Origin of the sequence: Burkholderia sp. L27(2015) (assembly GCF_009765705.1) — a bacterium.
In the GTDB taxonomy this organism is placed as follows: Bacteria; Pseudomonadota; Gammaproteobacteria; order Burkholderiales; family Burkholderiaceae; genus LMUX01.
The window spans coordinates 356374-375927 of record NZ_LMUX01000009.1 but is presented as its reverse complement, the minus strand read 5'-3'; the positions used below and the strand labels follow the sequence as shown (position 1 = coordinate 375927).

Here is a 19554-nt window from a genome sequence, read left to right as displayed (position 1 = left end):
GCGGTTACGGCCCGTTCCTGCTGTGCACGCGCAGATTCACGCTTACCCTTTGAGCCCGAAATACGCACGCCGCAACGCATCGTCGGCGTGCATCGCCTCGACAGTCCCGCTAAAGCCGACCCGGCCACCCGAGAGCGTCACCACGTGGTCGGCCAGTTCGAGGAATTTGACGTTTTGCTCCGCGATCAGCAGTGACAAGCCGGTCTGGCGAAACTTGGCCAGCACCTGCATCACTTCCTGGACGAAAAGCGGAGACAGTCCCGCCGACGGCTCGTCCATCACCAGCAGCTTCGGGTCGCCTGCCAGCGCCTTGGCAATCCCGACCATCTTGCGTTGCCCACCGGACAAACTGCTAGCCAAGGCTTTCTTGCGGCTCGCCATCGCCGGAAATACTTCATAGAGTTCAGCCATGCGCTGACGCAGACGCTCGGGCGACGTGAACTGGCCGCCGATACGGATGTTTTCCTCGACGCTCAGGCCTGGGAAGCAGCCGATTTCCGACATGTACGACATGCCGGCACGCACGCGCTTGTCAGTGCGCGCGCGCGTCAGATCGCGCCCATCGAAGACAATCTTGCCCTGCCACGATGGGATCAGTCCCATGATGGTCTTGATCAGGGTGGTCTTGCCCGCCCCATTTGCGCCCAGCAGTACGACCGTCTGAGCCTGGCCCACAGTCAGTCCCGCCCCCCACAGCACTTGCACCTTGCCATACCCCGCATGCAGGTTCGTCGCGCTAAAAATATCAGCTGGCATGGGAGGTCCCTAGAAAGACTTCGACCACCTTGGGGTCCCGTACCGCTTGCGACAATGCGCCCTCGAAAATCTCGTGGCCGGCGTTCAGGACAATCACGCGGTCGGTGACCTCCTCGAGAAACCCCATCAGATGCTCCACCACGATCACCGACACACCCGAACGCGCGATGGCGCGCAAGTTTGCCGCGACGCGCGTCAGCTCAGTCGGGTTGAGCCCTGCCGCCAGTTCATCGACACACAGCAGCTTCGGTTTGGTCGCGAGTGCACGTGCCAGGTCGAGCATCTTTTGTTGCACGCTATTGAGTTCATCCGCGCGCCTGTGGGCATGAGCACTCAGATCGAGCATGTCGAGCAATTGCGCAACGTCGGCGCGACTGGCGCCGCCCTGCCCGTAAGTCGCGGCAATCTCGATGTTTTCAATGACACGCAGGCTCAGGAACGGCTTCGGAATCTGGAACGTGCGGTTGATGCCGGCATGCACCAGCCGGTGGGACGCCAGACCACCGATCGAGCGCCCCTGGAAGCGGATCGCACCGCCATCCGGCGCGTAAAGCCCGGTGATCACATTGATGCATGTGGTTTTGCCTGAACCGTTGGGGCCCACCAGACCCACCACTTCGCCAGGATGTACCGCAAAACTGACCTGGTCGAGCGCAATGAAGCCACCGAAACGCTTGAGCAACTTGTCGACCGTGAGCAACGGCAGCGGCAGCGGTTCGGCCAAGTTGCCCGGCGCGTTTGACGCGGGTTCCGGCGGTACGGTTTCAAGGGACATCAACACCTCGCCGCTGCAATAGCGAAACCAGTCCGTTAGGCAGGAACAGCACCAGCATCACGATCAACGCGCCGTATATCAACTGAAAGTATTGAGGGGTCGAGATACCGATCGCGTTGTACAGGCCGTATAGCAGCAGCACGCCGAGCACCGGTCCGGTAACCGTTGCGACACCCCCGAAAAGCGCGAATACGAGAGCGAAAATACTAAACTCGGAGCTGAACACCGTCTCGGGATAAAACACCGATACATACCAGGCGAAGTCGCTGCCTATCAGGCCGGCGATCAAAGCCGACAGCATCCATGCGATGGTACGGCTGCGCACCACCGCGACACCCGACATGGCAGCACTGACCGGATCGTCCTTGATCGCCTGCAATGCCAAGCCGAAACGCGAGTTGCGCAGATAGATGACGGTCAGCAGCGTGGCAGCCAAGATGACGACGGCCACGCCATAGCTCAGGTGCGGATTGAACACACCGGTGAGACTGATGCCGTAGGGTCCGCGGGTAATCGATTCGAGATCGGGATTGGACACGACCTGGTACGCAGCCAAGGCCGCTGCCAGATTGGCAATCGCAAAGTACGCACCGGACAGCCGCAGCAACGGCGTGAGCAACGCCGCCAGGGCCAGCGACGCTCCCGCACCTACCAGCATGGCGGCCAGGGGGGCCGCATGCAGATGCATTACCGCGAGCGAAAATCCATAAGCGCCTGCGCCAAAGAAGCCCACGAAGCCAAAGGGCAAATAGCCGGTAAAGCCATAGATCACGTTGACACCCTGGGCCAGCACCAGGAAGACGATGAAGTTGAACAGCAGCAATTCATTGCTATAAAAATAAGGCAGCACGATGGCCGCCCCGACCAACGGCACCAGTATGAGCAGGATATGTCGCAGCATTCTGGGCAAGGTGCTAGGCCGGGTTTCAGGCGCGGTGTCAGGCCGGGTTTCAGGCTGGGTTTTATGCATTCCGTACCTTCTTGCCGAGCAATCCACTAGGACGTATCAGCAGAATCAGAATCAGCAATACATAGGGCAGCAAGCCAGCCCACGAGCTGAAATAAGTTTGCATCAGCATTTGCGAAACGCCGTAGATCAGCCCGCCTAGCACCGTGCCCATGGGCCGGCCGAGAGACCCGATTACGATCACAGCGAACGACTGGATGTTCATCTCGACACCCATCGACGGGCTGAAGCTGCCCAGCATGAAAGGCGCAAATACGCCGGCGACGGCGGCCAGGGCCAAGCCGACGCCGAACGCGATGGCCGACACCTGATTGACATTGATGCCCGTCGCAAGCGCCTCGTCGCGATGCACCATCACGGCGCGGGTCAGGCGGCCCAGCCGCGTGCGATACAGATATAAGTAAAGACAGATCACCGCAAACGCGCTGACCGCGCCGCTCACAATCCAGGCCGCGGGCAGGCTTTGGCCCAGCACATGTATAGGCGCGGTGCCCAGCACCCGTCCCGGGATCGCGCGCTCGCTCGGCCCGAAACTGATGGTCGCGACCGCTTCTATCACCTGACTCAAGCCGAAGAACAGGATGATGGAGAGCATCTCCGGATCCTTCGCCTTGAGCAACTGCGGCACCAGCAAGTAATAGATCGGGATACCGATCAGGATGAAGCCTACCGTCGCGATCACCGCAGTGACCAGCGGATGCACATGCAACGCGCCATACAACCAGAATGCAGTGAACGCCCCGAGCATGAGGAAATCGCCATGCGCGAGGTTGACGATGCGCATCACCCCGAACACGAGGTTCAGTCCCAGCCCGACCAAGCAGAAATACAAGCCGAACACCAGGCCGGCAATAATCGAGTAGACGAGCATCCGATCAATCCGGCCTAGCGAAAATCATACGGTGTGTCAGGCTAGCCGTCGTCATTGAGGTGTGGGATAAACGGGTTTGCCTGTCGCCATTTCCGGCGGGTAGACCACCGTGAATTTGACGCTGCCGTGACCGTCGGGCAACAACTGGCCCAGCGGCGTAATTTCGCCCACTTGCGCACCGGCTTCGTCAAGTTGGAACGTGCCGTCCAGCGTCTTCAGCTTGCCGGACAAATCGCCGATAGCCTTGCGCATCGCCAACTGATCGAGGCTGTCGGTATTGGCCAAACCACTTTCCAGCACCAAACCGGTTAGATAGCCAGCCACCGCGTTGAAGCCGAATTCGACCTTGCCGTCACTGTTTTTCTTCGTCCAAGCCGCGTGGTAATCGTCGAGTGTCATGCCGAACTCGGGCTTGTAGTGCAGGTTGGAAGCCGTGACATAGGTATAGCTGTATTCCATTGCCTTAGGGCCCGCGGTAGCCAGCAAGTGCTCGGTCTCGAGGCCCGCGTAAATATTGAAAACGAAATTGAATTTGACACCCGAATCCTGCAGGTTGCGCAGAAACGAAATGTCGTTGTTGGTGTAGCCCAGTTCAACCACCGCATCGGGGTTGGTCGCCTTGATGTTGTTGATCAACACCGAATAATTGGTAGTGGTCGTGGGTACACCTTGGTCATACACGATCTCGATCGGCGCGCCCGAGTTCTTGATGAATCCACGCACCGCACTTGCCTGGGTTCCGGTGAAATCGTTGGTGGCATACAAGATAGCCACGCGCTTGATTCCCAGGGCCGGTCCCTGTTTCGTTATGAAATCGGCGGCGTATTTCGGCCAAATGCTGGAGACGGGGTTGGCCGTCAGCACGATGTAGGGGTTGTCTTTGGTAAAGAACGACGCGCCGGTACCGGTCTGATCGACCAGCAACATCTTGTGTTCGCGCGCAATCGGCACGCCCACGGATGTCAGCACCGAGCCTGAATCGGCCACCAGCAGATCGACCTTGTCCTGCGTGATCAATTGGTTGTAGAGGGTGGCCGCCGTGGCCGTATTGCTTTGGTCGTCATAGGCGATCAGCTTGATCGGGATTTTTTTGTTGAACGGTTTGACGAATACCCCACCTTCCGCATTTTTCTGGTCGACCCAGAACTTAAGCCCGGAATAGGTGGGCATCGAGATCGCGGCGAAGTTGCCTGACGAAGCGTACAGCGTGCCGATTTTGATTTCTGCAGGCGCCGTGGCCGCCTGGGCATCAAGCGCATTGACCGAGAACGCCGCTACAGTGAAAACGCTGATAAGCCCGTGGATAAGACCTTTTGTTAGCATTGCTTTCGTCCCCTCGATGACCGGTTCTCCGGATTCTTCCGAGACTGTGCCATGCGCGGACACAACTTCATACCGGTACTGACCCTAGACGCCGGGGTGAGGCGCTACACCACACCGACTCGCGACTGAAATCGTGCAGATTCGAAAAAATACGTGCTCGTGCGAGAGACGATGCCGTCGCGCCTGCCCATACTACGTCCCTAGACGGCCGCGCTGGAGCAGGCTCTGCGCACCGGCTTGATTTGGAATCTTGACCATTTCTGCGGAATAGGTGAATTTCATGATTACGAAAAATATCGCTAAATTATCTAAAGAAATCATTCTTTCTACTGCTATCGCAACCGGTGCACTGCTGCCCTCTGTCGCAGCATCCGCCGATACTGCCGACCCAACGGCGCAGACCACCGGCATTACGCCAAACGACTATTTTCATACGGGTGCGGGAGCGCGATATCTGGTCCGAGCCAAGGCCGATCTCGACGTAGAACCCCAGCGCGGAAATATCACTGTTTTGTTGGGATCGGGAGGCAATATCACGGTCCTGTCCGGCGCAGACGGCAAGTTTCTCGTCGATGCCGGCATCAGCCCATCGAAAGAAAAATTGCAGGTGGCGCTCAACAAGCTTGGACCCACCCCCCTGAAATATGTGGTCAATACCCACTGGCATTGGGACCATACCGATGGCAACGCGTGGATGCATGCAGCCGGCGCGCAAATCATTGCGCAGAAAAATACCTTGAAGCATTTGTCCGAAACCACTCACGTCGATGACTGGAATTGGACATTTCAACCTGTGTCGGCAGGGGCGCGTCCAACCATACTGGTCGATCAGGAAAAGACTTTCGACTTTGACGGAACCAAGATAGCAATCGAACATTTTGGTCCTGGCCATACCGATGGCGATCTGTGGGTTTACTTTGAAAAAGCGGATGTGTTGGCGATGGGAGATACCTTCTGGAATGGGTACTACCCATTTATCGACAACCAAGATGGCGGCAATATCAACGACGCAATAAAGTGGACCGATAAGGCAATCGAACGTACTACTGACAGGACGATTTTGGTTCCTGGTCATGGTCCAGTCGGAACGCGTGCCGATTTGATCGCTTTTCGCGACATGCTAGTCACGGTACGTAACAACGTACTCTCGCTCAAACAGCAAGGTAAATCACTGGATGAAATTATCGCCGCCAAGCCGACTGCCGCTTTCGACGACAAATGGGGACATTTTGTAATCGGTCCCGCCCATTTCGTCGCATTGGTTTACGCCGGTTTATAAGACATCGTTATCAACAAACACGGATTGTCCCGGACCGGCGTAACCGTGGCAGCAACATATCAGGCAAGCAACTTGGAGAAGATGTTGTCAGGCAACACCGCTTTCGCGTCCCGGCTGGCGTACGTGAGTTTCGCGCTTGCCGCGTTGCTCGGCGGTTTGCCGTCGGTCATAGGTGGCGGGTTCTATCTGCAATGGTGCGCAGTGTTGGCTAGCGCATGGATCAATGTGCTGACCGTGGCCGTCGCGGCGCAACGCCCAGCCTTCGGGTCGCCACGCGAGCGAGTACAGCCGTCCTGGCCAGAGGACCTCCGTGTGTGGCGAGTCAATTGGTGGTGTACCTCGGGTACCGCCGCGCGCAAACGCGTGCAGGCGGTGAGCTGGCAACCGTGGGCTGTGCTCTTGTGTGCGACGCTGTCGTCGTTGGCCGCCGCCGCCGGATGGCATGTACCGGTATCCGTGCCGGCGCCGACGCCAGCCGGCATGCCGGCCGTGGCCGCAGCGGGGGCGTTGATTCTGGCGTTCGGAACGCTCGTGGCCGAACGCTATTACTCGATGCACAGCGGGCGAGGTCGGGTCTGGGCGTCGCTGGCGAGCGTGCTGCGCGCCGCGCTCGCGATCTCGTTGATCGCGGCCCTATGTGCCGGCCTGCTCGCGTATTCCGGAGTCTCGACAGGCTGGCCGGTCCGCGCAATGGCGTTGTTCAGTGCTGCGATTGCGCTTGAACTTGCATTGCGCGCCGTGTTCTCGTGGTTTAGGCCATCGCCTATACGTACCGGCGATGCGTACGTGGTGGATGCTCGCATGGCGCATAGTTCGATCGCAAGCCTGCTGCGCTGGCGCTCATCTGCGTTCACGCATCTTGCGATCGAATTGCGCAGCCATTACGGCGTCGACCTGCGGCAGAACTGGGTATTGCTGAGCGTGGTGCGCCTGTTGCCCGCTGCGATAGCCACGATCGGCGTGTGCGCGTGGCTGCTCACAGGCGTTGTCATGCTGGGACCGGAGCAGCGTGCCGTCTACGAGCGCTTCGGTGCACCGGTCGCCGTTTGGCAGCCGGGTCCCCATGTGGCACTACCCTGGCCGTTTGGCCAGGCACGTGTGATCGACAACGGCGCGGTCCATCAACTGGTCGTATCCGGTTCCCAAGCCGACAGCCGTGTCGTCTCCGCGCTGATCCCCGCCGACGCCGCAACGCCCGAACCGTTGAACCGGCTGTGGGACGTCGTGCATGAGGGCGAGACAAGCCAGGTGATTGCCGGCGCGAGCGGCGACCGGCAGAACTTCCAGATTGTCAGTGCGGACGTGCGGCTCGATTACCGGATCGGCCTGTCGGATGCGGCGGCACGCGCCTCGCTGTATCACGCGGATGACGTGCCCGGCACCCTACGGGCGATTGCGAACCGCGAAGTGGTGCGCTATCTCGCGTCGCATACGCTGGATTCGCTGTTGGAAACACGTCAGACCGCGATGGCCGACAGCATCAGGTTGGCGGTGCAGACGCAGCTTGATCAGGTAGCGAGCGGCATCGACGTGGTGGCGGTGGTGATCGAGAGCGTGCATCCGCCGGCCGGGGCATCGTCGGCCTGGCACAGCGTGCAGGCGGCGCAGATCCGCGCGCAGGCGAGCGTAGCGCAGGCGCGCGGGCAGGCAGCCGCGTCGCTTGGCGACGCACAGCAGCAGGCGCAGACGGCGGTCGCGCAAGCGGATGCCCAAGCCGCCGATATCACCTCGGCCGCCCGCATACAGCAAACCGATTTCGGCGCCGAGATGGTTGCCGCCCAGACAAGCGGCCCTGCGTTCGTGCTCGAGTACTACCTGCACAACCTGCAGAACGGTTTGCAGAATGCGCATGTGACATTGATTGACGACCGGCTTGTCGAGGGCAATCGCGCCACCATCGATCTGCGCTCATATGGCTCAGACGATGCGGCGGGTGCGCGGCGTATCTATTGAAGCCAAGTGCCGCGTGACGGTACAGGTGCATGACAACAGCTTTGGGAGTTATCGTGAGTTTGAATCATTCGCACGCGCACGGTCACGCACATCATCACCCTCATGGCGGCGCAGACGCGCACGGCCATCGCGGTGCCGCGGCCGGTGGCGGCGGGTTCTACTGGCGCGTGGCGCTTGCAGCGCTGTGTGTCGTGATCGCGTTCGCGGTGGCCAGCTTCATCCAAGTGCAGGCAGGTGAGGCAATGGTAGTCACGCGCTTTGGCGAGCCGGTGCGGGTGCTGCTAGAGCCGGGCCTCGCGTGGCGCTTGCCGGCGCCCATCGAAGCCGCCGTGCCCGTGGACCTGCGTCTGCATACCACTTCGAGCGGCCTGCAGGACGTCGGCACGCGCGACGGCTTGCGCATCATCGTGCAGGCCTATGTGGCATGGCGCGTCCCGGCTAATGCGAACGACGTCGGACGCTTCGTGCGCGCGGTGCGCAACGAGCCGGACGAAGCGGCGCGGCAGATCCGCTCGCTGCTCGGCTCCGCGCTACAGACAACATCGGCCGACTTTAACCTGGCTTCGCTGGTGAATACGGACGCCAACCAGGTGCGCATCGGCAAGTTCGAGGACGAACTGCGCCGCCAAGTCGACTCGCAACTCTATGCGGCCTACGGCGTGCATGTCGTGCAAGTGGGCCTCGAGCGTTTGACGCTGCCGGCCGTGACGCTCTCGGCCACCGTCGAGCGCATGCGGGCCGAGCGCGAGACCGTGGCGGCGCAGCGCACCGCGGATGGCAAACGGCAGGCCGCGCAGATCCGCTCGGACGCGGATCGCGACGCGCGCGTGAGCGTCGCAGATGCGAGCGTCAAGGCCGCGCAGATCGAAGCACAGTCGCGCAAGGATGCGGCGGCCGTCTACGGCAAGAGTTATGCGGGCAACCCGCATCTGTACACGATGCTGCGGTCGCTCGACACGCTGAACACGGTCGTCAACAGCAATACGAACCTGATTCTGCGCACCGACGCGGCGCCGTTCAACGTACTCGTGCAAGGACCGGCCGGGCTAGGCGTGACCCAGCCGCCTGGAGGCGACGGTCAGGCAAATGCCCCGACGAAGAAGAGCGGGCGCACTCCATGAGCACGGCCGTGGACGCGCCTACCCTCGGACCCGGCGCGCAGGCCGTGCGCCTCGCCTTTTGGTTCATCGTGGCGATTGCGCTGCTCGCAGCGGGAGCGTGGGCGACAGCGAACATCCGCCGTATCCCGGCGGACAGCCGAGCAGTGGTCACGCGTTTTGGTGCATTCGTGCGGACCCAGGATGCGGGCCTGCTGCTCGCGTGGCCGCGGCCGTTCGAAACGGTGCTGCTCATCCCGGGCAGCGCCCGCCTGCTGGAACAGCGCATCAGCGCGCTCGACCGCGACCCGCGCGCGCGCGCCGCCGACCCGGCTGTCGCCACCGAGTCGAGCCAGACCGCGCAATTCCTGCTCGGCGATAACGGCGCCGGAATCTTCCAGACGGACGAGCCGACACTTGAGCCGTCCGGCCCCGGGCTGTCCGATGCGCTGGCCGGCTCGGGCTACGTCCTCACCGGCGACAGCGGCGTCGTGCAATTGAGCGCCACGCTGTATTACCGCGTGGTCGAGCCGTATGCGTACGTGCTACAGCAGGCTCGCCTCGACTCGGCACTGCAGCGCATCGTCGCGGCGGCGGTGGTCGAGGTGACCGCCGCGCGCGATCTCGATTCGATACTGGTGGCGCGCCCGGAACTGCTGTCGACCGATCAGCAGATGGCTATCAAGCGCGAACAGTTGCGTGGCGAGATGGCGCAGGCGGTGCGGCGCCATCTCGACGCGCTGGATGCGGCACATGCAGGACTGGGCATCGAAGTGGCACGCATGGACGTGCAAACGCAATTTCCGGCGGCCGCCGTGGATGCGTTCAACGCCGTGCTGAGCTCGCTGCAAACGGCCGACCGCAACATTGCTGAAGCCCGCACCGCGGCCGAGAACGCTCGCCAGGGCGCACAGCAGTTCGCCGATCAGCTCCTGCAAAGTGCTCAGGCGAAGTCCACCGAACGCGTGGCGCTCGCGCAGGCTGAGACCACGACGATCCTGCAGCTTGAGGCGCCGCTCGACGCCAATAGCGATCCGGGGCTGCTCGCGCGCGCGTATCGCGACCGGATCTCGCAGATTCTGTCGAAGGCGGGACGCGTGACGACCATCGATCCACTCGACGCATCGAGTCTGGTGCTACCGGGGCAGACTCAATGAACGCGCACATCGAAGCGGTCGAAGGTGCCACGCTCGACGGCGCGACTCGAGGCGTGCATGGCGCCGGGCACGATGCTGATCCTCATGCAGAGCACGTCGGCGGCCAGCCGCACCACGACGATGGAGCGCTCATCGTCTTGTCGGCGGCGCAGCGGCGCATCGTCACGCGGCAGATTGCGCTCGCACTGCTGGCGGGCGGCTTGCTGGCGCTGTCGCTTGCATGGCGGTATTTTGCAGCGGGAGGTGCGCAGCTCGCGGAGGTGCTGGCCGGCTGCGCGTCGCTGCTGGTGGCGGGGCCCGTTTTTTCCGGCGCATGGCACAGCCTGAAGGCCCCGAGCCTGCACGGCGTAACCGACCGCTTGATCGCACTGGCCATGCTGGCCGCGTGGGCGATTGGCGACATGACAACGGCCGCCTTGCTGCCCATCGTGATGACTTTCGGCCACGCGCTCGAAGAACGCAGCGTGCTTGGCTCGCAGGAGGCGATTCGTGCGCTGGGCCGGCTCACTTCGGGCCACGTGCGGCGCGTCAAGGACGATGGCTCGCTCGAAGAGATCCCCTATGAAGCGGTGCGCGCGGGCGACACCGTCGAAGTGGCCGCGGGCGCGCGCATCCCCGCCGACGGCATTGTGCGGCGCGGTCGTTCCAGCGTCGACAATGGGCCCATTACGGGCGAATCACTGCCGCTCGACGTCGAAGAGGGCCGTGCGGTGTTCGGCGCAGCGATGAATCTCGACGGGCCGCTGCGCATCGAAATCACGCACGCAGGCGAGCACTCTACGCTAGGCAAGATCATCGCATTGCTGCAGCGCGCCGAGCAGGTCAAGCCGCCGATCACCCAAGTGCTCGAGCGCTACATGGGCGGTTATCTGGCGCTGGTGCTGCTGATTGCGGCGATCGTCTGGTTCGCGTCGGCCGATGCATCGGCGATGTTGGCCGTGATCGTCGCGGCCTGTCCATGCGCGCTGGTGCTCGCAGCACCGTCCACGGCCATTGCCGGGATTGCGGTCGGTGCACGGCACGGCGTGTTGTTCAGGAACGCCGCGTTTCTCGACCGGATCGCCGAGATCGATACACTGGTGATCGACAAGACCGGCACGCTCACGCACGGCGAATTGCGCGTATCGGACGTCTTCGCGCAGCCGGGCGTTGATTCGGGCGTGGCCGCGACGCTTGCCGCGCGGCTAGGTGCGGGAAGCGTCCACCCGGTCAGCCGTGCGCTCGCGCACTACGCGGCCATGACCGAGCACGAGGCCGCGCCGTTCGAGCGCACTCGCGAATTGCGTGGCCTGGGTGTGGTGGCTCAAACGCCCGAAGGCACCGCGGTACTCGGCCGCGCCGAACTGCTGCGCGAACATGTGCATGCGCTACCGCCGCCGCCCGAGGCGATCGACGGACCGTGCGTCGGCCTCGCGCTCAACGGCCGATTGCTGGCATGGTTCGGTTTCGCCGACACCTTACGTGCGGAGGCCGTCGCTGCACTCGCCGAGCTCCGTGAGCTGGGGCTCGTACGGCAGACCCTGCTGACCGGCGACCGCGATGTTGTAGCGCACAAAGTGGCTGCGGCAGTCGGCATCGCCACGGTTGTGGCGCACGCGTTGCCGCATGACAAGCTCGACTACGTGATGCACGAACTCGAAGCGGGACACCATCCGCTCGTGGTCGGCGATGGCCTCAACGACGTACTGGCGATCAAGGCCGGTGCGACCAGCATTGCGATGGGCGAGCGCGGCATCGATATCGCGGTGGCGTCTGCGGACATCGTGCTGCTCGGCGACGATCTGCGGCGTATTCCGACTTGCATCCGGCTGGGGCGGCGCTGCCGCCGCACTGCAACCGTCAACGCGGCGATCGGCCTTCTCTGGACCGTCACGATCATCGCCCTGGCTGCACTGGGTCTGCTAGGGGCCGTGTGGGTCGCAATCCTGCATAACGTGGGCACGTTCATCGTGATTGCGAACGCGGGACGCTTGCTACGTTTTGACGAGAGCGCTGGCGTCGAGATTAGTGATATCGCGGCATGAACGCTCGCGCCTGATACGTTTTCGCCCGCATGGCGGCTTCACCCGCGCAAGGACTCAACTTTGCGCGCTCTACGCGGCTTCGGCTCGACACCCACGCGTGGATCGCGTGCGAGCACGAGCGCCGTCATCCTTTGCGCGATGATTTCAAACGTCGGATCGTCTTGCGAGACATAAAGCCATTTACCCAGCACCTGATGGGGCTGCAAAGCGGGCATTTCATCGATGAGCGCGGCATGGCGTTCCTGCGATGTGCACACCAGCAAGCCATTCCACGGTTCGTCGCGATCGGCGGCGACCAGACACAACAGGCCGTCGATATAAGCGGCATCGCAGCCGAACATCCGCTTGGCAATGTAGGTTGAATCGCGCTCGAATGCCTCGAAGATCCAGAGGAGCGAGTTTCGGATGGAAGAAGGCATACGCGTGAAGTCCTTGGGGACAGGGGCGAAGGTCGGTGCACGTATTATGTGCGCTACCGCTTACGCCATCTCGCTTCGGGCGTGTTATCTTTTGATATCGAGCTCGCCAAGCCTGCACGCCGCGGCTTTGCACGCAACGCATTCATCTTCGTGAGCACCGCCATGAACGATGCCAGTCACCCGCTCAGCCCTCAAGACCGTATCGAGCTGCTCTGTTGGCTCACCTGCGGCATCCTCGGCGCGTTTTATCTGAACGAAACTTGGCCGACCGCGGATTTCCATGTGCAGGCGGCGCACAAGTGGTTGAACCGGCACAGCCGCCACGCCGATTGGTTGGCGATTTCCAAGCTCGCGGTGGTGGCACGAGAGATCGCCGAGCGGCATGCGGGGTTTGTCAGCGCCGAATGGGCGCGCGATGCGGTGGAAGAAATACTGGATACCGACGACCTGAATCACCAAGCCAGGCTGGTGGTGAAGATCATTCACGATTGCCAACTGGCGCTGGCGGACAAGCGCATGCGGGACTAAAGATCGCCCGCCGGCTTTGCCCGATCGGACCTTTCCCAAAGCTGTCGAGGACGAGCCCGAGACCAGGCTCACTTGGTAACATTGTTTTTCTTCGGCCGGCGCATGAATCGCAACGCGAACCGCACGATCCCAGGCATCATCGTGGGACGTAGAAGACGCGCATCGTAGCCCGCAAAGCGGCGATCGTTCTCCTGCAAACACACGGTCATAATCTCGTGCACGCTAACCTCTCCCGCCGAGACGGACTTTGCGCCACTCACCGTGAAGTTGTAGTCCTGCTTGTGCTCGTGGCCATCAACGTCGATGGTGCGCACCAGTCCGATGCGCTGCCACCCGAGAATGCACCACGCAGCCAGAACCCTGAACTCGAAGCGTATCCGTCGCCACCGCGAAAGGCCGCAGCGATGCCACGCGACCCAGTTCGCGAACAGCAGGATGTGGCGGCACTCCTCCTGCATCACGGGTTCAAACGTATCGATTAGCTCGGGCGGGAAGAATGTCGAACGGCGCGCGAGTTCGAACAACCCGAACGCAAAGAAGCTATCGATACATTCACTGTAGCCGGTGACCAGATACGCCCATTCGGCGTCCCTCGGATATTTATACGGTGCCGCGCGCGCAAGTGGAATCCCATAAGCTGCGACCATCTTCGAAAGAACTTCCTTGTGGCGGCTTTCCTCCCAGGCATTCAATGCCAGCGCATCGCGCATGTCGGGGTTGGTCATCGTTTTCGCGTATGCCGATATGCGCAACCGGGCCCGGCCTTCTGTCTGCACAGCAATGTCCCAGATCGGCAGCGAGACGATGCGCTGGAGCGTCTCAGGGTCCAGTCCGGGCCAGTCAAGCACGGACGGACGATAGGGGTTGAACGTATCCCGGAACATCCTGCATATTTCCCGCAGGTGTGTGCTGGAACCAGGCTCTAGCGAGCCGGGGACCCGGCTGTGCCAGTGGCGCGTGTTCTCGTTGGCAGCTTCGATCGTGGCTCGGTCGGCATTTTGCGGCGACACCGTCGGCACAGTGAAGCCAGGGACGATCTTCTCGATGTCGAATTCATCAATGACCGACTGATTCATGGCGATTGCCTCAGGGTCGGAGCTATCGCCTAGAAACCTGCCAAGCTTTAGCGCAGCCGTACTACAGGGCCAGGACATAGGACGGGGAGTGCGGTCCTGATATCAGCTCCCATTCAAATGGATGACAGAAGTATGGCTAGCATGCGAAGTGGCCAATTCATTGGCGTTAGGGGGATGACGTCGCGGGCACTATCTCATATTACCGTCCCATCGGTCGGTGGCCGGCCGAACTGAGAGCGGCGTGGTGCGTTATGTCAGATTCCGGGAATGATACTTATGAGCATTTTATAGATCATTTAAGGCCTTATACGGATCACCCTTTCCACTTAAAGTGAAGGCTCCTAACCACCTGATCCAGGAGCCACACCATGAGCCGTATCACTGTACCCAATGTCACCTCGGCCACCGGCGCCACCGCCGAAGTCTATGCCCAAGTCCGCAAGATCGCCGGCGGCAGCGTGCCCAACCTGTTCGCAGCCGTTGGCCATGTCGCGCCCGCCGCGCTGAGCGCCGTGCTGAACGCCGAAGGCGCATTGGCCTCGGGCAGCCTGAGCAAGCAAGACCTCGAAACCATCAAGCTGTTGGTCAGCGAACAGACCGGCTGTGACTACTGCGTCGCGGCCCACGTGATGCTGGGCAAGATGACCGGTCTGTCGGCCGACGCCTTGCGCGCCATCCGCGCTGGCCAGCCCACAGGTGACGCCAAGCGCGATGCGTTGGTGCGCTTCGTGCTGAACCTGCACACGACCAGCGGCACGATCAGCGAGAACGAGGTCGCCGCGATTCGCACGGCCGGCTACACCGACACGCAACTGGCCGAGATCTCGCTGGCCATCGCCATGACCATCTTCACCAACACCTTCAATCGCATCAACGATACCGACGTGGACTTCCCGCCGGTCAAGTAAAGCGCAACTGGGCAGGCGCTCCTTTGCGGCGCCTACCCAGTTGACCAGAGCGATTCGGCAAGCGCGATGTCCCGAAGAATTGCATGTGCCACGAGCCGCTTGAACGGATACATCGCCGTATCTACAGACGCAGGATGAGAGATCATGAACGTTCATTTCCGAGTGGCAGAAAAGGGCAACGGCTCTTATTTGCATCTGGCATTGTTGAGGTGGTCCATGGTGGCTATCTTCATCTGGTTCGGCATACAAAAATTCACGCCCTACGCGGCCGACGCCATCGCGCCGTTGATCTCGCACAGCCCGTTTATGAGTTGGTTGGGCATATTCGGCGTGAGAGGCGAAGCGCGGGTTGTGGGGACGGTCGAACTGACGACGGCGGCGGCGCTCATTATCGGATCGGCGATCCCGGCCGTTTCAGCATTAGGAGCGGCGATGGCGAGTGCCACCTTTCTGTTGACGACGTCGTTCGTTCTGAGCACGCCGGGTATCACCGTGATCAGCCCGACCGGTTTCCCGATCATCTCTACGTTGTTGGAGCAGTTCCTGCTAAAGGACGTGGCCTTGTTGGCCGCATGCTTGACGCTGCTTGTAGCCTCTTTGTCGTCACGTTCTACGGCCTCGTGACGGGTTTGCAACTGTTACGCGACAAGCCACTTGCATCGGCCAGTCGAGTTTCCTCGAAGCTGGCCGTACGAATCCCTGAAGCTTAACCCTGCCGGATCGCGTGCACGATGGCGTCGCCCATCTCGCTGGTATTGCTCGTGCCACCAAGGTCGGCGGTAAGCGAGCGCTTCTCGCGCATGACCGTGCCGACCGCCTTCTCAATCAACGCAGCAGCCTCGCGCGCTTGCTCGTTATCAAGCTTGCGGCCCAGCCACTCGATCAGCATCTGGCCCGACATCACCATCGCATACGGATTGGCGATATTGCGGCCGGCGATGTCCGGCGCCGAACCGTGCGTAGCTTGTGCCATGGCATGGCGCGGGCCCGCCGAAAGACCGGGCGCTAGCCCCAGCCCGCCAACCAGCCCAGCCGCTTCGTCGCTGAGAATATCGCCGAACATATTGGTGGTAACGACCACGTCGTACTTCTGCGGCGTCATGACCAGGCGCATGGCAAAGGTGTCGACGATCGCTTCATTCATCGTCACATCCGGATATTCAGCGGCGATGCGTTTGGCTTCCTCGACAAACATCCCGCAACCTAGCTTGAACACGGTGTCCTTGTGCACGATGGTGAGCTGCTTGCGGCGCGAACGGGCCAGCTTGAACGCCTCATGGAGGACCTTCGACGAGCCGACACGCGTGATCACCCGCACCGAAATCGTCACGTCGGTAGTCGGCCGAAACTCGCCAGAACCCGCCACGACATTGCGGTCAGGCTGGAAGCCCTCATTGTTTTCGCGCACGATCACGAGGTCGACGTTCTGGTGCAAGGACGGAATGCCCTCGTACGACAAAGCCGGGCGGATGTTGGCGAACAGATCGAAGTGCTTGCGCAGGATCGGATGCGGGTTGATCGCTTCGGGCACTTTCGGATATGCCATATGGCCGATCGGACCCAGGATCCATCCATCGAGCGCTTCGAGGCGTTGCAATGTGTCGGGCGGCAACGTGTGGCCCAGCTTGTCATAAGCGGCCCGGCCGATCGGTATCGGATGCCAGTCGATCGCCAACCCGGTCACCTCGGCGGCCGCTTTGATGACCTTGACCGTCTCAGGCACCACTTCGTGGCCGATATCGTCGCCTTCCAGAATACCTATTTTCATGCGTGCTTCTCCGTTACGGGTTAAATAATTCAGTCAATCAGGAGCACAAGCGCGCTCGCGCAACCCTTAATTCTTGCCGCGCAATTGCATTCCCGCAATACTATAATCTGTCACTTCTTTATTAACTGTAGGTTAGCAATGCAGGATCGAACCGATCTTCTCCTGGTACTCGCAGTGAAGGAAACGGGCAGCCTGGTGGGCGCGGCGAAGCGTCTCCAGGTAAGCGGCGCAGCCATTACCAAGCGGCTTGCGCAGATCGAGGGGCGTCTGTCGGTTCGCTTGTTCCGGCGCACCACGCGTAGCGTGATGCCGACCCCCGAGGGGGAGCTGTACTGCGAGCTGGCCAGGCGATTGGTCGACGATTTCGAGAGTCTGGAAGCGCGCGTCGCGGATCTGAGCACGACGCCGCAGGGGTCCATCAAGCTGGCCTGCAACGTGGGTTTCGGTCGGCAATGGGCTGCGCCCGCCATCGAGCAGTTCTCGCGGCTCCATCCTGGCGTCGACGTCGAGCTTCATCTGCGTAACCGGTTGCCGGATCTGCAAGCGGAAGGATTCGACGGTGCAATCTGGTTGTGGCACCCGCAGTCGACGCAATGGATCGTTCAGACGCTGGCCAAGAACAACCGCGCGATGGTGGCATCGCCGGCGTACCTGCAACGCGCCGGTACACCGCGTACGCCCGAGGATCTTTCAGGACATACGTGTCTGCTCATGCTCGAGCGCGATATGCCCGTGCACATCTGGCGCTTGAGCCACCTGGGACCGCACGCGGATCCCAGCGTTGCAACCGATATTCGTGTGTCCGGTCCGCTGCGCAGCAACAACGGCGAGGTACTCCGGGACTGGGCCGTCAACGGCGCGGGCATCGCGCTACGGCCGTTCTGGGACGTCCATGCGTATATCCAGAGCGGGCGTCTGATCCACGTTCTTCCGCAATACGCCAAGCTCGATTCCGACGTCCAATGGATCGCACCGTATCGCGCGCATTTGCCGGAACGGGTGCGCCTGCTGAAGGAATTTTTCGTGGCGCGCCTGCGCGATGCTCCCTGGATTCAGTAGCCGCCGTACCCCAGCCGGCTCCAGCTATAACTGTTCGATCTTCCGCCCGAATTCGCGGGCGTTTACCCCGGTACAATTCTTTTTACAGTTCGCGTACAAGACTCGATTGGAAACGAGACTTCGTAGCCTCGGAACGAGCACGCGCGAAACGAACCCGACAGGAAGTGCCCATGCGTATACAGATAGCCTCGGATTTGCATCTCGAGTACCTGGAAAAAAGATTCCCCGATTACCGCGCGGTTGAACACAGCGATGCCGATGTATTAGTTCTGGCGGGCGACATTTCGGCCCGCACACGCGCGCTCGATCTTTTCTCAGACTGGCCCTGTCCGGTAATCTATGTCCCCGGCAACCATGAGTTCTACGACTCGAGCATCGACGACGTCGCGACAGAATTCGCATTGCGAGCGGCGGACTATCCCAACATCCATGTGCTCGCGCCGGGTGGCGTTGAAATAGCGGGCGTGCGGTTTGTCGGTTGTACCCTGTGGACCGATTTTGAAGTATTCGGAATCGATCAACGATCAAGTGCCATGCAAGAGTGCGACGACAAGATTCCGGACCACCGCGTGATCACAAGAAAAGAGGGCAAGCCTTTCAGTCCGGAGGCCGCGCGGCAACTTCACTGGGAACATCGTGAGTGGCTTAAAGAAGCCCTCTCCATACCGTTTTCAGGCAAGACTATCGCGGTTACCCATCACGCCCCGCATCCAAACAGTATGGATCCACGCTATGCGACCGATTTGACGAGCGCGGGCTTTGCCTCGGACTTGACGGACCTTCTCGGCATGGCCGATTTATTCATTCACGGGCATACCCATTGCTCGTCCGATTATGTCGCCGGTAGGACGCGGATCATAGCGAACCCGATGGGGTACTGTCATGGCATTAAGGTCGCGAAAACGCCCGCTGACCTGACGCGAGAAAATGAAAATTTCGACAGCCGTTTTGTCGTCGAGATTTAAGTCCGCATCAAGCAAGCCAATTCAAATCTGACGCTCACCGAGAAACGGCTCCGTGAGCGGCGCGGCAGTTACGCCTATGCTCCCGCCACGAGCTAGACACTGACGTTGATCGTGTGCCCCTTCTCCGCTGATTCTTCTTTTGCCTTCTGCATTTGGGCCTTCAGTAATTCCTTGATCTTTTCCTCGACCTGCAGACGCTCCTGCGGAGTCATTTTTTGCAGGTCGGCGGGGGTAAGTCCCAGTTGAGCCAAGACCATCGCTTCCATCCACTGCCCCGGTGAATCTTGCGCAAAACCGTTCAATTCGGCCAACAGCGCCTGAAAAGAAGGGGCGCCACTACTCGCGTTTCCGTTCACGCTCGAACCACCAGCAGCCGAATTCGTAGTGGGAAAAGATCCGATTGGTTTTGAAATTTGCATGATGGTCGCCCTCAGATATGAAACCTTTATAACAATCTTATACCAGTTTCATATTTCACCCGTGTTGCTATGAGCGCAGTCGCCGATTAGCCAGGTCGATCGACAAAGCGCTGCGATCCTTGGAATGATACTTTCGAGCACATCATCGAGAACTTAAGGCCTTATGCGAATCGCGTGCTCGGCCTACAGTAGAGCTTTAGATGCAGCAAT

At 60.9% G+C, this 19554-nt stretch carries 19 protein-coding genes; 10 read left to right on the top strand and 9 right to left on the bottom strand.

Going from position 1 to position 19554, the window contains the following annotated elements; genetic code table 11:
• Window positions 1-42: 42 nt before the first annotated feature.
• The 5 genes from GSQ77_RS06450 to GSQ77_RS06430 are packed head-to-tail and all read right to left on the bottom strand — an operon-like array spanning window position 43 to window position 4692.
• On the bottom strand, window positions 43-756 hold the full coding sequence (locus GSQ77_RS06450; protein ID WP_158900208.1) for an ABC transporter ATP-binding protein: 714 nt from the start codon (window positions 754-756) through the stop codon (window positions 43-45).
• Window positions 746-1531, bottom strand: coding sequence for an ABC transporter ATP-binding protein (locus GSQ77_RS06445; protein WP_158900206.1), 786 nt, complete (start codon window positions 1529-1531; stop codon window positions 746-748). The genes GSQ77_RS06450 and GSQ77_RS06445 overlap by 11 nt, the downstream gene beginning before the upstream one ends.
• Complete coding sequence (locus tag GSQ77_RS06440) at window positions 1521-2501, bottom strand: branched-chain amino acid ABC transporter permease (RefSeq protein WP_254067467.1); 981 nt, start codon at window positions 2499-2501, stop codon at window positions 1521-1523. The genes GSQ77_RS06445 and GSQ77_RS06440 overlap by 11 nt, the downstream gene beginning before the upstream one ends.
• Window positions 2494-3369 (bottom strand): branched-chain amino acid ABC transporter permease, encoded by an 876-nt coding sequence (locus GSQ77_RS06435; protein ID WP_158900203.1) that lies wholly within the window; start codon window positions 3367-3369, stop codon window positions 2494-2496. Before GSQ77_RS06435 ends, GSQ77_RS06440 begins: the two co-directional genes overlap by 8 nt.
• 51 nt (window positions 3370-3420) lie before the next feature.
• Window positions 3421-4692 carry an amino acid ABC transporter substrate-binding protein gene (locus GSQ77_RS06430; protein WP_158900201.1) on the bottom strand — a complete coding sequence of 424 codons (1272 nt, stop codon included), beginning with the start codon at window positions 4690-4692 and terminating at the stop codon, window positions 3421-3423.
• Between the two features lie 280 nt (window positions 4693-4972).
• On the opposite strand from GSQ77_RS06430, the gene GSQ77_RS06425 reads away from it, so the two are divergent.
• The 5 genes from GSQ77_RS06425 to GSQ77_RS06405 all read left to right on the top strand — a co-directional run bounded on the left by GSQ77_RS06425 (window position 4973) and on the right by GSQ77_RS06405 (window position 12202).
• Window positions 4973-5971 (top strand): MBL fold metallo-hydrolase, encoded by a 999-nt coding sequence (locus GSQ77_RS06425; RefSeq protein WP_158900199.1) that lies wholly within the window; start codon window positions 4973-4975, stop codon window positions 5969-5971.
• An 81-nt stretch (window positions 5972-6052) separates the two neighbouring features.
• The gene (locus GSQ77_RS06420) at window positions 6053-7924 is read left to right on the top strand and encodes an SPFH domain-containing protein (protein WP_158900197.1); all 1872 of its coding nucleotides are present in this window, start codon (window positions 6053-6055) and stop codon (window positions 7922-7924) included.
• 53 nt (window positions 7925-7977) lie between these two features.
• A complete protein-coding gene (gene hflC / locus GSQ77_RS06415) occupies window positions 7978-9045 on the top strand; it encodes a protease modulator HflC (RefSeq protein WP_158900195.1) in 1068 nt (355 codons plus the stop codon).
• Entirely contained in the window at window positions 9042-10178 is a 1137-nt protein-coding gene (locus GSQ77_RS06410) for an SPFH domain-containing protein (RefSeq protein WP_158900193.1), read from the top strand. The genes hflC and GSQ77_RS06410 overlap by 4 nt, the downstream gene beginning before the upstream one ends.
• Window positions 10175-12202: a heavy metal translocating P-type ATPase gene (locus tag GSQ77_RS06405; protein WP_158900191.1), complete on the top strand. Its 2028-nt coding sequence runs from the start codon at window positions 10175-10177 to the stop codon at window positions 12200-12202. The genes GSQ77_RS06410 and GSQ77_RS06405 overlap by 4 nt, the downstream gene beginning before the upstream one ends.
• 38 nt (window positions 12203-12240) lie before the next feature.
• Here GSQ77_RS06405 and GSQ77_RS06400 read toward each other — a convergent pair whose 3' ends face one another.
• A complete protein-coding gene (locus GSQ77_RS06400) occupies window positions 12241-12621 on the bottom strand; it encodes a hypothetical protein (protein ID WP_158900189.1) in 381 nt (126 codons plus the stop codon).
• A gap of 162 nt (window positions 12622-12783) precedes the next feature.
• Between GSQ77_RS06400 and GSQ77_RS06395 the strand changes: the two genes are divergently transcribed.
• The gene (locus tag GSQ77_RS06395) at window positions 12784-13149 is read left to right on the top strand and encodes a hypothetical protein (protein WP_158900496.1); all 366 of its coding nucleotides are present in this window, start codon (window positions 12784-12786) and stop codon (window positions 13147-13149) included.
• Window positions 13150-13217: 68 nt separating this feature from the next.
• Here GSQ77_RS06395 and GSQ77_RS06390 read toward each other — a convergent pair whose 3' ends face one another.
• A complete protein-coding gene (locus GSQ77_RS06390; protein WP_174246394.1) occupies window positions 13218-14225 on the bottom strand; it encodes a ferritin-like domain-containing protein in 1008 nt (335 codons plus the stop codon).
• A gap of 368 nt (window positions 14226-14593) precedes the next feature.
• Here GSQ77_RS06390 and GSQ77_RS06385 point away from each other — a divergent pair, with 368 nt between their 5' ends.
• Together GSQ77_RS06385 and GSQ77_RS06380 are read left to right on the top strand one after the other, a co-directional pair.
• Complete coding sequence (locus tag GSQ77_RS06385; RefSeq protein ID WP_158900187.1) at window positions 14594-15133, top strand: carboxymuconolactone decarboxylase family protein; 540 nt, start codon at window positions 14594-14596, stop codon at window positions 15131-15133.
• 144 nt (window positions 15134-15277) lie between these two features.
• Window positions 15278-15757, top strand: coding sequence for a DUF417 family protein (locus tag GSQ77_RS06380; protein WP_158900185.1), 480 nt, complete (start codon window positions 15278-15280; stop codon window positions 15755-15757).
• A gap of 82 nt (window positions 15758-15839) precedes the next feature.
• Here the strand turns inward: GSQ77_RS06380 and GSQ77_RS06375 are convergent, their stop codons facing one another.
• A complete protein-coding gene (locus tag GSQ77_RS06375; RefSeq protein ID WP_158900183.1) occupies window positions 15840-16901 on the bottom strand; it encodes an isocitrate/isopropylmalate dehydrogenase family protein in 1062 nt (353 codons plus the stop codon).
• A 138-nt stretch (window positions 16902-17039) separates the two neighbouring features.
• Here GSQ77_RS06375 and GSQ77_RS06370 point away from each other — a divergent pair, with 138 nt between their 5' ends.
• A complete protein-coding gene (locus GSQ77_RS06370; protein ID WP_158900181.1) occupies window positions 17040-17960 on the top strand; it encodes a LysR family transcriptional regulator in 921 nt (306 codons plus the stop codon).
• Window positions 17961-18130: 170 nt separating this feature from the next.
• Window positions 18131-18925: a metallophosphoesterase gene (locus GSQ77_RS06365; protein ID WP_158900179.1), complete on the top strand. Its 795-nt coding sequence runs from the start codon at window positions 18131-18133 to the stop codon at window positions 18923-18925.
• A gap of 92 nt (window positions 18926-19017) precedes the next feature.
• On the opposite strand, the gene GSQ77_RS06360 is transcribed toward GSQ77_RS06365, so the two are convergent.
• On the bottom strand, window positions 19018-19344 hold the full coding sequence (locus GSQ77_RS06360; protein ID WP_158900177.1) for a hypothetical protein: 327 nt from the start codon (window positions 19342-19344) through the stop codon (window positions 19018-19020).
• Between the last annotated feature and the right edge of the window lie 210 nt (window positions 19345-19554).